This is a genomic window from Lyticum sinuosum (assembly GCF_034471385.1).
In the GTDB taxonomy this organism is placed as follows: Bacteria; Pseudomonadota; Alphaproteobacteria; order Rickettsiales; family Midichloriaceae; genus Lyticum; species Lyticum sinuosum.
Map to the genome: position 1 here is coordinate 120,805 of NZ_JARGYU010000003.1, position 15,345 is coordinate 136,149.

General features: G+C 23.7%; 11 protein-coding genes and 1 pseudogene. 4 read left to right on the forward strand and 8 right to left on the reverse strand.

Going from position 1 to position 15,345, the window contains the following annotated elements:
- Positions 1-222: 222 nt before the first annotated feature.
- The 3 genes and pseudogenes from mtaB to ftsY form a co-directional block, all read right to left on the reverse strand.
- Positions 223-1,656 (reverse strand): annotated as a pseudogene (gene mtaB, locus Lyticum_RS03775) (tRNA (N(6)-L-threonylcarbamoyladenosine(37)-C(2))-methylthiotransferase MtaB); the annotation flags it as partial.
- A 102-nt stretch (positions 1,657-1,758) separates the two neighbouring features.
- Complete coding sequence (locus tag Lyticum_RS03780; protein ID WP_322499001.1) at positions 1,759-2,100, reverse strand: TrbC/VirB2 family type IV secretion system protein; 342 nt, start codon at positions 2,098-2,100, stop codon at positions 1,759-1,761.
- 85 nt (positions 2,101-2,185) lie between these two features.
- Complete coding sequence (gene ftsY, locus Lyticum_RS03785; protein ID WP_322499002.1) at positions 2,186-3,088, reverse strand: signal recognition particle-docking protein FtsY; 903 nt, start codon at positions 3,086-3,088, stop codon at positions 2,186-2,188.
- A gap of 209 nt (positions 3,089-3,297) precedes the next feature.
- Between ftsY and Lyticum_RS03790 the strand changes: the two genes are divergently transcribed.
- Positions 3,298-4,014: a hypothetical protein gene (locus tag Lyticum_RS03790; protein ID WP_322499003.1), complete on the forward strand. Its 717-nt coding sequence runs from the start codon at positions 3,298-3,300 to the stop codon at positions 4,012-4,014.
- A gap of 283 nt (positions 4,015-4,297) precedes the next feature.
- Here Lyticum_RS03790 and Lyticum_RS03795 read toward each other — a convergent pair whose 3' ends face one another.
- Positions 4,298-4,534 carry a hypothetical protein gene (locus Lyticum_RS03795; protein ID WP_322499004.1) on the reverse strand — a complete coding sequence of 79 codons (237 nt, stop codon included), beginning with the start codon at positions 4,532-4,534 and terminating at the stop codon, positions 4,298-4,300.
- A gap of 173 nt (positions 4,535-4,707) precedes the next feature.
- Here Lyticum_RS03795 and Lyticum_RS03800 point away from each other — a divergent pair, with 173 nt between their 5' ends.
- Positions 4,708-8,760, forward strand: a complete 4,053-nt coding sequence (locus tag Lyticum_RS03800; protein WP_322499005.1) for a glycoside hydrolase/phage tail family protein — start codon at positions 4,708-4,710, stop codon at positions 8,758-8,760.
- A gap of 62 nt (positions 8,761-8,822) precedes the next feature.
- Entirely contained in the window at positions 8,823-10,067 is a 1,245-nt protein-coding gene (locus tag Lyticum_RS03805) for a hypothetical protein (protein ID WP_322499006.1), read from the forward strand.
- 67 nt (positions 10,068-10,134) lie between these two features.
- Here the strand turns inward: Lyticum_RS03805 and Lyticum_RS03810 are convergent, their stop codons facing one another.
- The 4 genes from Lyticum_RS03810 to Lyticum_RS03825 all read right to left on the reverse strand — a co-directional run bounded on the left by Lyticum_RS03810 (position 10,135) and on the right by Lyticum_RS03825 (position 14,210).
- Positions 10,135-10,641, reverse strand: coding sequence for a hypothetical protein (locus Lyticum_RS03810; RefSeq protein WP_322499007.1), 507 nt, complete (start codon positions 10,639-10,641; stop codon positions 10,135-10,137).
- The gene (locus tag Lyticum_RS03815; protein ID WP_322499008.1) at positions 10,628-10,912 is read right to left on the reverse strand and encodes a hypothetical protein; all 285 of its coding nucleotides are present in this window, start codon (positions 10,910-10,912) and stop codon (positions 10,628-10,630) included. Before Lyticum_RS03815 ends, Lyticum_RS03810 begins: the two co-directional genes overlap by 14 nt.
- A gap of 86 nt (positions 10,913-10,998) precedes the next feature.
- A complete protein-coding gene (locus Lyticum_RS03820) occupies positions 10,999-12,996 on the reverse strand; it encodes a ribosome biogenesis GTPase Der (protein WP_322499009.1) in 1,998 nt (665 codons plus the stop codon).
- Between the two features lie 20 nt (positions 12,997-13,016).
- A complete protein-coding gene (locus Lyticum_RS03825) occupies positions 13,017-14,210 on the reverse strand; it encodes an aminotransferase class I/II-fold pyridoxal phosphate-dependent enzyme (RefSeq protein ID WP_322499010.1) in 1,194 nt (397 codons plus the stop codon).
- A 138-nt stretch (positions 14,211-14,348) separates the two neighbouring features.
- On the opposite strand from Lyticum_RS03825, the gene bioB reads away from it, so the two are divergent.
- Complete coding sequence (bioB, locus tag Lyticum_RS03830) at positions 14,349-15,335, forward strand: biotin synthase BioB (RefSeq protein ID WP_322499048.1); 987 nt, start codon at positions 14,349-14,351, stop codon at positions 15,333-15,335.
- Positions 15,336-15,345 lie beyond the last annotated feature (10 nt).

Here is a 15,345-nt window from a genome sequence, read left to right on the forward strand (position 1 = left end):
TAAAAATTATATTATATATTAATTTAATATTATTCCATTCATACAATATTCTGATTTATATGAATCAATTCCTGTTATTATCGTATTATAAATTTTACCACAAATCAGATTATTAATCAAATTATCTTTAATATTCTTATTAAATTGATTTTTATTTTTATTATTTTCAATAATATTAGAAATATTATCTAATTTTTTTGGTAATATATTACTATTTTCTATTTTTATCAAACCAAAATTTTCACCTCTTGCCATTCCATTTCCTTCAATAACAACAGAAATTGTTTTACCAATCTGAGAATTATAATATGATAATAATCTCTGTTTAGCATCTTCTCTGAGTATCTTCGCGCGAGATTTTCTAACATGATATGGAATTTGTGGCATTCTTGCTGCAGGAGTTTCAGGTCTTTCTGAATAAGGAAAAATATGACAATATATAATATTACATTCTTGTAATAAATTTCTAGTATTTTCAAACATATCATCAGTTTCTGTTGGAAAACCAGCAATAATATCAGCACCAAATACAATATTTGGATTAATTATACGTGCATGAGAACAAAAATCAATAATTTGCTGTCTATTATGCCTACGTTTCATTCTTTTTAGAATAATATCATCACCAGCTTGTAGACTTATATGCAAATGCGGCATAAATCGTTTTTCATTAGCTAATAAATATAAAATATCTTCATCTATTTCAGCTACATCAATAGATGATAAACGTATTCGTTTTATATCTGGAACTAAATTTAGTAATCTACGAACTATTTGTCCTAATTTTGGATGTCCTGGTAAATCAATACCATAATCTGTTATATCTACACCAGTAAATACTATTTCACCACATCCATTATCAATAAGTCCTTTGACTTGAGATACTATATTAGCCATTGGAAGACTACGACTAGGACCTCTACCATAAGGAATTATACAAAACGTACAACGATGATTACATCCATTTTGAATCTGGACAAAACCCCTTCCTTTAAATGAATTTTTATAAATATCTTTCCAATTTTTATCAATTTTTGATTCTAATGTAAAGATTTCTAGCGATTTATCAGGAAAAACAAATGATTTTCTTGATTGTATATCATTTTCTGATAATTCTATATCATTTTTTATTTTTTTACTATTAAAAGTAATATCGTTTAACTTTTCAGAAAATAACTGATTATTTATTTTCTTATATTCATTAATATCTAATTTTTTTGTATTATCTATTATACCAGACACTTCTGGCATATTTTCATAAAATTTTTTATCAGTTTGAGATGCACATCCTGTAATATAAATTTTTGCTTCTGGATGATTTTTATATAAACTACGTATTGTTTGTTTAACTTGTCTTTCTGCTTCTTTTGTAACAGCACAGCTATTGATAACTATAACATTATCTACATTTAATTTCTTTAAATTATAAGATATAATATCGCTTTCTGATGAATTAAGACGACATCCAAAATTTATAACTTTACTTTCAAACGAATTGGCGGATGGATTTAAACTTATAGAATCATTATTATTTGATTCACTATATAAATTTAATAAATTATTATTTATGCTTTGATCAGATTTATAATTCTGATCTTTATACTTTTCAGAATTATTTTCAGAATTATAATTATTTGTAGTATCTATATTGGACACTTTTAGTTTTTATTGTTTTTAATGAATCAAGTTATTAATTTACTAGTAATTTACAATTATTACATATATAAATTCAACTTAATTCATTTATACAACTATGAATTACGATTTAGGATCAGTTGCACATAAATCACCACCACCAGTTATACCAGAAACTATAGCAACAGCTCCAAATATTGAACCTACGCCTAAGAAAATTGCTGTTGCAGCTCCCCAAGATAACTTACCAAAAAACAACATACCACCAGCAGACATTACAACAATGATTGTAATACTCTTTCCTAGTGGACCTTGAACATAATTTATTATAGAACACATTGTCTCTGTCATTTTATCTTCTTCTGCAAAAATAGAAGGTGTTGCTGACAATAATGTTATTCCTATTGCAAGTATCATCAATAGAAACATGTGAAATTTATCACTTTTAATAATACTAAAAGACATATTTTATAAAATTAAATAAAAAACATAATAATCATTACATTAATAATAACAAATCAATTTTTATTTATCAAGATAAAAATTAAAATTATTCTACTCCAACTAGAGAATTAGCAAAATCTTCAGGTAGAAAAGTATCCAAATCATCTAACTTTTCTCCAACACCAATAGCATATATTGGTTTATTGAATTTTTCTGCGATTGTAACTACAAATCCTCCCTTTGAACTTCCATCTAGTTTAGTTATAATAAAGCCTGTAAGATTAGTAAATTTATTAAATTGTTCAGCTTGAATGATAGCATTCTGTCCATTTGTTCCATCCAAAACTAATATTATCTCATGTGGAGCATTATTATCTATTTTTTTTACAACTTTGACAAATTTTTCTAATTCTTTCATTAAATTATCATTATTATGAATCCTACCAGCCGTATCAATTATTAAAAAATCAATTTTTTCTTTTTTTGCTGAGATAAATGCTTGATAAGCAACACTTGCAGGATCTTGGTTCTCCTGTCCTTTAAATACTAAAACACCAAGATTATCTCCTAATTCTTTAAGCTGATCAACAGCTGCAGCTCTAAATGTATCACATGCAGCTAATACTACTTTATTATTTTGATTTATTATTTTATTGGCTATTTTACTAGCAGTAGTTGTTTTCCCTCCTCCATTAACACCACATAACATTATAACTTTAGTATCATTTTGAGGAACTATTGGTAGAGGTTTAGTAACTGGTATTAGAATTTTTGCTATATAATTAGCAATAAATTTTTGTGCATCATATACAGAACTATCCAGAAAACCTTTTTTAGATATTTGATCAATAATATCTGCAACTATTTTTGGTGAAATATCACTTTGTATCATAATTTCTTCTAATTCATCAAGTGATTGTATATCAAGTTTTGTTTTTCTTTTGAAAAAATTACCTATTCCCTCTGATGTTTTTTTAAGCCCATCCCTTATTTTATTTAACCAACTCATATTAATTTATATTAATTATTAGAATAGTAAAAAGTTATATAATTATTTTTACAGTAAAATTTTATTAAATTTTTTATTTTTAGTCTTCCTGATAATAAAACCTAAGACTATTTTATACATAATTCGCTCGCGAATCTTTTGTAAATAGTTATCTATATGCAGAAGTTACGATTAACTTAATTGATTATTAATTTTTTATTAAAATACGCATGTTAAATTACAATTTTAGTTATAAAAACTTTAAATATACCCATTTAAATAATATTTTTCAAGATGATACTATTCAATGTCATGTTAATACTTATAGTAAAAAAAATGAAATACTATACAATAAAAATACTAATAATAATTATACAAATTATACAAAATTTAAATCATATAATTTAATAACATCAGAGAAAATTATAAACTCTGCTCGTAGTTTTATCGGTCATTCATTCAGACCTCAAGGAAGAGGTATAAATGGATACGATTGTATTGGGTTGATTTTAGCAATTGCAAAAGATTTAAATATAGTTTCAGTATATGATAAAATATCCAATTTGAACGATTTTGATAATTTGTATTATGATATCAATATAGATAGTTTTAAGTTAATTGAAGTAATATTAAAACATTTTATTATAAAATATATTGATTTTAATAAACTTAATATTTCTGATAATGAATATGAAAAATATAGAATTAATGATATTTCTCAAAATATTTGTCTGGAAATTGGTGATATTGTCTTATTAAAACTTGGTTGGAGAAATTGGCATATTGGTATAGTTTCAGAAATAGAATCAGGAAATATATCAAAATTAATTCATGCTTGTATAAATTCTGGTTTTATAGTAGAGGAAAAAAACCATAAATTTAATAAAAATATTGCAGCTTTATGTAAATTTTGGAATATATTTTCAAATAAAAAACAAGCAATATGATTAAATAAATTTAAAATACACATCAAAATATATAATATACTTGAAAAATATATTTATATAATAAAATACTGCGATAAATGATAAAGATTTGTGAAACAAAAAGGATAAAATCTAGAAAGCAAATAGATAAAAAATCTACTGTGAGATATTATTTAGATATAAAGTTATTTAGATATAAAGTTATATACATAATCAAAATAGTACTAAACATCATAACTCATTTGAGAATACATTTGAGAATACTTGATATTTAGCACATAATTATTTAATTAATAATATTATCTCAAATTGAAGTTTGAGAAATATCAATAAATGTATCTAATTCTCCACCTAGAATACATCCATCAAAATCAAATTCAGGATTAAAATCAACTGGTCTAATTAAAAATGGTTCACCTGTTTCAGAGTCTATAGCATAAAATCCTGGACCTTGTTTTCCTTCCATATTTAAAGCAACAACTCCATATTCTGGATCTAAGTATGCTTGAGTAGGAGTATTTTGTTTTTCAATTTCTGTCATATTTTTTTGTAATTAAAAGTTGTTAAATTTGGTATGTATCAAAGATACATATTCTTATATATGTAATATAATATTAATATATTTTCAAGAATTTTGTTTGTAAATAAAAATTTATGTAAATTAATATAAATAATTCACGCATTTTTAATAAAAACATAAAAAATATAATTAATATGGCAACATTACTATTAGGAATTGCTGGATCAGCATTTGGATCAGCATTAAGTGCATCAGTTGGATTAGGAACTATTGCCACTACAATGGCTGTAGGAGCTGGTAAAATTTTAGGTGAGACCGTTGGAAATAGAATTGAAAATACATTATTTAATAAAAAATCAATAAAAAAGTATCACAACGGAATACGTCTCACAAATACATTAATACAAAGTATGAGTTATGGAGATATTATTCCTATCACATATGGTACTACTAAGATATCTGGTAATATCATCTGGGCTGATAAAGTGCAAGAACATTTTCATTCTACAAAGAAAAAAGTAAAAAATGGTAAGAAAAAAATTAAATATATTGAAACAAGTTATTCATATACTGTTTCTTTAGCAATAGGAATTTGTAAAGGAGAAATATCATCAATAGAAAAAATTTGGGCAAATGAAGTAGAAATAGAAATTGAAAATCCTAATATAAGAATATATCATGGATCATCTAATCAATTACCTGATAAGCTTATAATAGCAAAATATGGAAAAGATTTTGCTCCAGCCTATCGTGATTTAGCATATATTATCTTTGAAAATCTTGATCTCACATCATTTGAAAACAGATTACCAAACTTTACATTTGAAGTAAAAAAGAAAATAAAAAATAATAATAGTTTAGAAAAAAAAATAAAAGGAATAGTTATAATTCCAGGAAGTGGTGAATTTGTTTATGATACGAATATTCAAATATCTAATTCTATCATAAAATCTAATTCTAGAGTTGCAAATTATATTTATAATAATAAAAATTCCGATAAAAATAGATATTATATAGGAAATAATAAAAAATCTATAAATCAACATAATACAGTTGATAAAGCAAACGCTATTGTAGCACTAGATCAATTAAAAGAAACATTACCAAATATTGAATGGGTATCTGTTGTAGTAAATTGGTTTACTGATTCTTTAAACATAAGTCAAGCTAAAGTCTATCCAGCTGTAGAAAATCATAGTATAGATACATTTCCTGATAAATGGAATGTTAGTGGAATAGAAAGATTTAAAGCACGTATTATTGGTAATGATAATGGATTAATACGGTATGGTGGGACTGTAAATGATATAAGTTTATTACGTTATCTTAAAGAATTAAAAAATCGTAATTATAAAATAATGTTATATCCTATGTTACAAGTAGATTGTCCGGGAAAACCTTGGCGTGGCAGAATAACAGGAAATTATAATGATGTTAAAAGATTCTTTCGGGTAAATGGGTACAATGATTTTATAAAACATTATGCATATTTGACAAGAGAATTAATAGATTCTTTTATTATAGGATCTGAGATGGTTAACTTAAATAAAATTCGAGATGAAAATGGTATTTTCTTGGCTGTTGATGAATTTATTAATCTTTCTAATGATATAAAAAAAATTTTTACTGAAAATGGAAATAATAATATTAAAATTACATATGCAGCAGATTGGAGTGAATATCACCATACAGATGGTGGATGGTATCACCTTGATAAATTATGGTCATCTGAAAATATAGATTTTATTGGAATAGATAGTTATTTTCCATTAACGGATATATATTTTCCAGATTATAATATTTCTAATATCAAACATGGTTGGGAGTCTGGAGAGGGTTATGAATATTATTATGCTGATGACAATAAAAACGATATTAATTATGATAAAAATATAAAAAATAATAATTCTAATATAAATAATTTGAGAGGTGATAAAATACCATTATTAAAACGTTATGCATGGAAAAATATAAAATGGTGGTGGAATAATTATCATATAAATCCAGATGGTAATTGTTCATCTTGGATACCACGGCAGAAAAAAATATGGTTTACAGAATATGGTTTTCCATCAGTTGATTTATCAACTAATCAACCCAATGTTTTTTTTGATAGTGCTAGTTATGAATCATCTATACCTCGTTATTCTCAAGGGAAACCTGATATAATATCACAAAGAATTGGTATAGAAGCTACTGAAAATTATTGGAGAGATTCATCGATGATTGAGATGAAAATGCTATGGTGTTGGGATGCTCGTCCATATCCTACTTGGCCTCAGAGATCTGATATTTGGTCAGATAATAAGAATTGGAATATGGGTCACTGGGTTCAAGGAAAAATGGGTATAACTACTTTATCTAATGTTATTGAAGATATATGCTATATTGCTGGATTAGATAAAAATGATATAGATACTACTGATCTAAATGAGGTTGTTGATGGATTTATAATAAATAATGGATATTCTATACAACAAGTTATAGAAATGTTACAAAGTGTATATTTATTCGATATAGTCGAAAAAATGGGAAAAATATTTTTTCTTAGTCAAAAAAATATACATAAGATCTCATCAGAAGATCTAATTTACAATGGTTCTGACAAAGATAATTTTGTTATTACAGTTGATCAAAAATATAATCTACCTAATACAGTTGTATTAAATTATTTTGATAGAAATTCTTCGTATAGAGTAAATAGTCATATAGCTTCTTATCAGTTAACTAAAAATAGATTACATTGTCATATTGATTTACCTATAACAATCTCTAATCAGTATGCAAAGTATATAGCAAATAGAATATTAACAAATTTTTGGTATGAGAAATTATCATATGAATTTGCTTTACCTGCTTCTTATATAAATTTACAACCAGGAGATATAGTTATTATAAATTATTCTGATTATGATCATGTTATTAAATTAACAGATGTAGATTTTGGGCAAAATAAGATATTAAGAATAAAGGGAATATCCAGTAATTCTGATTATAATCGCTTACCAGATTTTAACTCTAATGCAGAAATACAATGTGATGAAATTTCACAAAGTATAGAAAAAATCGGTATAGAAGAATATTCAATTAATAGTATGATAGAAATAATAGATGTTCGTTTACCTGCAGAATTTTATTCATTATTTCAAAAAGATAATAAAGATTCTCAAATTGATTATGATAATAATACTAACTTTAATGAAAAATCTAAACTATATTCTCAAGTTTTAATAGCTGCATATCCAGATAGAGGTAATCACTGGTCTGGTTGTCGTATAACTTGGACTGATCAAAATAATAATTATGAAACATCTGCTGAAATTAAAAAACCTGCAATTACTGGGATTATATTAAATGATTTAGTATTTAATAATAAAAATTCAAATAATTTCTTTTTAAAAGAGAATTTTTGCAAAATTATTGATTATGAAAATGAGATTATAGTAGCAATTAATGGTGATTTATATAGTACAGAAATCTTTAATCTATTCTCAAGAAATAATTATAATAATTATGCTGTAATAGGAAATGAGGTTATTGCTTTTGCAAAAGTAGAACATATAGAAGAGAATATTTATAGTTTAAGATATATCTTACGTGGTTTATTTGGAACAGAAGAATTTGCTACAAGTGGTCATAAAAATGGCACCAGATTTGTATTGTTAGATGAAAGAATAGTAAGTATGAGTGTTATGCCATGCTTGACTGATAATTATGATGCTAGAATCACTGTAGAGCCTTTAAGTGATAATCAAGATATAGTTATTAAAAATACTTATCATATCGATTATAAATATATAGATATTAATAGTTTACCTCTAACACCTATAGATTTTAAATTCATTATAAAAAATGATATATCCGATAATATAATTGATAATGATAATATTACTTCTTTTGAGAATATTTCTTATAGTAAAGATATTGATCAAGATAATATTAAAGATAATAATAATTTATATAATCTTTATTATTCTTGGATATCGCGTGAATATGGAGATTTTTGGAATAATTCTCTTAAAAATCAGTATTTTGATATTAATATATTAAAAAATAATCAGAATATTGATAATAATAATATGTCTGAATATAAATATCATATACAAAATCAAGAAAATTATATAATAAAGCAATTTAATTGTGAAATTAAAAATATTTTATCTTTTTTAATACCATATTCAAAAATATATTATTATGGAGACTATTATAGAAAAGGAAATATAATATTTTATACAAAAGCAAATTGACTGTATAATTTTTATAAGTTATAGTAATAAACTATAATATAATTATAAAAAGTAAAATTTTTATGCAAAATTTAAAAAATTCACAAAAAAATCCAAAAAATTCACAAAAAAATCATAATTCTTCATTATCAAGTTCTGTTGAATTTATTGATGATAATAATTTAAATTTAAATTCTACTGAAATTATTGGTGATGAGTTTGAAGATTCTTTTAAAGTCGAAAATTCTTTTAAAGTCGAAAATTCTAAACCTTTAAATTCTACTGATAATTCTTTATTATTAGATTCTATTGGAATTATTGATAAAAAAAATGATAAAAATTTAAATACTATTGATAATGAAGATTTAAATTTAAGTATTATCAAAGATGCTAATGATAAATCTATTGATAATGAAGAAAACAAGATTATTTCAGATGTATTAAAAGATCTTAATCATACTAATAATCAACATATTAATAATTTAAATCAAAGTTCTTTTCAATATGTTAAAAATGAAGATAAAAACAACATATCCGAATCTGCTACAATTCTAAATATTTTAGATAATGAAATTAATAAATCATTAAATAATTCCCAAATTATTAATTTAAGTAAAAGTAATAATCTATCCAAATCTCGGAATATATCAGATCTTTCAGATTTTGAATTGCTTAACAAAACTTCAAATGCTTTGAATAACTCTTTAAGTTTTGAACATATTCAAAAGCAAAATAAAAAAAATATATCTAAATCTACTTCAAATCATGAGATGAATGATAGTGATAAATATAAATATAAATCAGAGATAGTACAAAAAAATATTAATATGGATTTGAATAAATCTTCAAGTTTTATTGTACTTAACGAATCTCCAAATGCTTTGAATAACTCTTTAAGCTTTGAATTGTTTAGCAAAACTTCAGGTATCTTGAATGAATCTTCAAATTTTGAACTTTTAAATAATCAAAATAAAGGAAAAATCCAGAGATTAGGAAATTTTTTGTGGAATTTACCAAAAGCAGCATTAGGAAAATTATTTACTGATAAAAAAACACTGGATATAGAAATAAAAACTGATAACGATTTACAAAATAATAATAAAAGCCAGAAATTCTTTAAAAATATTTTTAGTAATATAATTAATGTTCCTGCTAGAACAATTAATACCATAGGTAAACTTTTTAATGGTATCAATCATAGTGTTAATACATATGTGGATAAAAAAATACAATCTGCAAAGAATAAAATATATAAAGTTAGTTTTTATGTTGTAATTGGATTAATAGCATCTAAAATGATTGATAAAGGTATTAATAGAATTTTCTAATTTTTAATAATTAATAATAATTGACTATTTTTTAATTAATTTTAATTAATAATTAGCTAAGATTATATTAATTTATCCAAAAAAATGGATAAGCTATTCTATAATTATTTTTATTCCTGATATGATTACATTTTAAGCATTTCATTTCATCTTGGCACTGAATTAAATTTATATCAAAAATGAATCTGAAAATACTGAAATAAATAATTTGTTTTGATAAAATATTTTCTGTATTAGGCGTATAATACCAGGAATATATCTCTTTACACATAGGACAAACACTAAACTTAAGACTTACTATTCCAAATGGAATTATAACAAATAATGTTATCATAGATGATAATATTAAAGATACTAATATTGATTTATAGATATTATTATAATTAGTTTTTATATCATTTTTAATATTAAAATTATCTAAAAAATCTATAATGAAAATTATAAGAAAGAGAGTAATAAAAATATATGTTATTGTAGTATATAATTTTAAATACCTATTTTTATTAGTATGATTTTTATTATTATTTTGTGTTATAATAATTTCTTTTATAACAGAATCATTATTTATTATCATAATCTTTCAATAAAAAGTTATCATTAACAGACATATGTTGTGCTGGCCAATATCCCCATCTACAATTCTTTTCATTACTATCTAAATTTATTTCTTGTGATGAATTTGAATTATTATACTCTATATTATATAAGTTAAAATTGTTTTTAAGTTCTATATAATAATTGTATAAAATGTAGATAGATTTACATATTATAGAATAATCTTTAGGATGTAAAAAAACAATACTAATAATAAAAATAAGAACTAATTCGTTAAATGATATATACATATAATAATATCTAAATCATATTTATTATCGTTATTATTTTTTATAATTTTATCTATAAAAATTAAGTATTTATTGAGTATTTATAACTAATTTTTATCAGTCTTTTGATTTCTTCTAGTTTTTCTAGATTTATATCTAATTAAAGATCTTTCTTTTGTATTAATTTTTTTATTATCTTTCTTTTTTATTGTTTTATATGTATTTTTGATTGGAGTTATTGAATCAGTAAAATGATCAGAAGATAATTTGTGCTCTGATTTAAATTCAGATCGCTTTTTTTTATCAGTTAAAATTTCTGATCTATTTTTTATAGTACCAGATTTTTTATTTTTGATAAGATTAAAAGATTCTGCATCGTTTTTTACTATAGAATTCTGTGTTTTTGATAATAATTTATTATTTTTAGTAGAAATTTTTGTATTTTTAACGATTTTTGTGACAGATTGTTTTAGAGATTTATTAATTTTTTTATCAACATATGGATTAGAACTTTTTTTACAAATAAATCTTAAAGGTATACCAAATAAGTTAAATTTTTCTGCCATTTTATTTCTTATATAGCTGATATAATTATCAGCTATACATTCTGTATTAGAAAATAATTGAAATGTTGGAGGTTGGGTAGCTATTTGATTCATATATTTTATTTTTACTAAAATATTGTTTTTTCCACGCGAAGGAGGATGATCTTTAGTGATAATATTTAGCCAACGATTCAATAATGCAGTATTAAAAGATTTTTTCCATAATATTTTTATTATATGTGAAATCTGAATAATTTCTTTCACATTTTGTCTATTTATAGCTGATGTATAAATTATAGGTGGAGAAATTACTTCATTTATAAAATTAGGTAATATTTCTTTAACATCTTCTTTTAATTTTGTGAGTTCTTCTATACTAATGGTATCAATTTTGTTAAATACTATTACTATGCCTTTACCTTCATTAACAATCATTTTTGCAATATTGAGATCCTGTTTGTTCAATGGTTTTTGTACATCCATGACTAAAATCACAACATCTGCACGTCTAATTGAAGCAATACTTTGTCCAACAGAATTGAATTCAAAATTCTCATTAGTAACTTTAGATCTCCTTCTCATTCCTGCTGTATCAACAAGTTCTATTTCTGAGAGTTCTGCAACTATTGTTGGATTATCTGATTGTAGATTATAATCGTTTTCTGAATTATTTTCACTATATTCTTTAATATTATCATTTCTATTTATAAAAATATTATTATTATCTATATTTTCATAATTATTATTTTTTATAGCAATATCATTTTTTGTATATTGAATATTGGTGATTTTTTCATCAGAAATAAAATTTATCTTATTTTTAGATTCTATATTTTTAAAATATGTTGCAGATATTGAATCACGTGTTGTTCCTGGTTGAGAATCTACAATACTTCTTTCTTCTTCCAGAATTACATTAAATATTGTTGATTTTCCAACATTTGGTTGTCCACATATTGTAATAGTTGTAATAGGTTTTGCATTTCTACTTCTTCTATATATTTGTTTAGGAAAAATTTCTATCAATCTGTCGTGAAGTGAATTAAATCCTATACTATGTGTAGCTGATATAAAAACTGGATCCCCTAATCCAAGAGAAAAGAGTTCACTAATTGTAACTGATATTTTACTTTCTGTTTTATTTACAACAAGAATAATTTTTTTTCCTATTCTGCGGATTTCTTTTATAAAATCAAAATCCAAACTACTTAAACCATTTTTTCCATCAACAATGAATATTATAGCATCAGCCTCTTTTATTGCTATCATTGTTTGATTAATCATTTCTTTATGAATTTTTGCTTGATCAGATATATCCCATCCTGCAGTATCTATAGCAATAAATTCCCATCCAAGAAGATTAGCTGAGAAATATTTTCTATCACGAGTCACGCCAGGTCTATCATCTGTAATAGCAATTTTTTTATGACAAAGGTTATTAAGTAATGTTGATTTACCAACATTTGGTTTACCAACTATAGCTATTTTAGGTAATCTATTATCTACAAATGTTGATAATTTAGATTCATTATTTTGTATATTATTGTTTTTTGTTATCATTTTTATATTATTATTTATTTTTACTTAATTAATTTTATGATATATTTTAATAAGTGATCTATACTTTTATAATTGTGTTTAGTTGTTAAAGCAATACGTAAACGTGAAGAACTAGCAGTGGGAGGTCTAATTGCTGAAGTGATAATGTTATTTTTAAGTAATTCTTTTTGTGCATAAAGAGTTTTATATTCATCATTAAGAATAATTGGTATAATATGTGTTGTTGATTCCCCTATATCAAAATCGAGGTTTTTTAATTCTAATCTGAGTATATTAGCTAAATCTTGAAGATAAAGACGTTCATTATTCATGAATTCAATCATTTGCCAACTTTTAAATGAACATCCAATTACAGCTGGAGACGGCGCTGTTGAATAAATTATACCTGGACATTTATTTATTAAATATTCTTTAATAATAGAACTACAGGCAATATAAGCACCACTAACTCCTAATGCTTTACTAAATGTTCCCATAACAATATAATCTATATTATCCATTTTTATACTAGTAGATAAACCATATCCTTTAGGGCCAAATAACCCTGTTGCATGTGCTTCATCTAAGTAAAGTAATATATTAAACTCTTTTGTTAGAGATATAATTTTTTCTATATCAATAACATCTCCATCCATACCAAAAACAGTTTCTGTTACTAAGAATTTTGGCCTTATGTCATATTTATATTTCTCCATTAATTTAACTAAATGATTTAAATCATTATGATAGTAACGATGTAATTCAGCTTTACTTAAAAATATAGCTTGATATAAACTAGAATGATTTAATTTATCAAAAAAAACTATTGGGTAACATTTTAAAACTCTGTAATCAAGTAAAGATGATAAAACAGTAATATTAGCTTGAAATCCTGAATTAAATATAATACTACTTTCGGTATTTTTATTTTTTGCTATAATTTCTTCAAATTCTTCATATAATGAAATATTTCCGGATAGTAAACGAGATCCTGTTGAACCAACACCATATTTGTTCATTGCATCAAATCCTGCTTTTATAATTTCTGGATGGTGACTAAGGTTTAAATAATCATTAGTTGAAAAATTTAAATTATAATTCGAATCATTAAAGTTATTACTTTCAATATTATTTTTATTATAAACTTTTTCTGGTAATTTGCGATAATATCCCTTTTTTTTTAGAGTTGATAATTCATCATTATATAAATTTATATGAGTTTTTATATTAGTCATTTCTATTTATTTGTTGGATATTATATATTATTTTATATATATAATTTTTATAACTAAAAAATATTATAATTATATATATCAAAATATTTAAAATATTAAAGAATTATTATTTTTTATCATTTTTATTAATTTTATTTTATTATTATGACTAAATGGAGTGTAGAAGAAGCAAAAAATATATTTGATCTTCCTTTTAATGATATAATGCATAAAGCACAAACAATACATAGAAAAAGTTTTAATCCAGACCATTTACAAGTTAGTACACTTCTAAATATAAAAACCGGTGGGTGTCCAGAAAATTGTTCTTATTGCCCACAATCAGCACATTATAAAACTAATTTAGAAAAAACAAGGTTAATGGAGATTGATGAAGTTGTAAAAGCAGCACTTCATGCTAAAGAAGTAGGTGCAACTCGTTTCTGTTTAGGTGCTGCATGGAGAAGTCCTAATAAAAAAGATTTAGATATTGTTTGTGAGATGATAACAGAGATAAAAAAAATAGGTTTAGAAACATGTGTTACATTGGGTATGTTGAATGACAATCAAGCAGAACAACTTAAAGAAGTTGGATTAGATTTTTATAATCATAATATTGATACATCTGATGATTTTTATGAAAAAATTATCACTACAAGAACTTTCCAAGATAGAATAAATACTATTGAAAATGTTAGAAAAGCTGGAATTAAGGTTTGTTGTGGTGGTATTATTGGAATGGGAGAGACAAATCAAGATAGAATTAAGATGTTAGTTATTCTTGCTAATCTCGATATTCAACCAGAATCAGTTCCTATAAATAAATTAATAAAAATTCCTGGTACTCCACTTGCTAATCAAGAGAATGTTGATTCATTTGATTTTATTAAAACTATTGCTCTTTGTAGGATTATGTTACCTAATTCATTTATTAGATTATCAGCTGGACGTCAAAACATGTCTGATGAAATGCAAGCTTTATGTTTTTTAGCAGGAGCTAATTCAATTTTTTATGGAGAAAAATTATTAACTGCTGAAAATTCTATGCCTGATAGAGATATAAATCTTTTTAAAAGATTAGGATTAAAATTTTTACAACTAAATAATAATGATTCAATGATTAACTTTTTTAATGAGAAAAAATAGTAAATTAGTA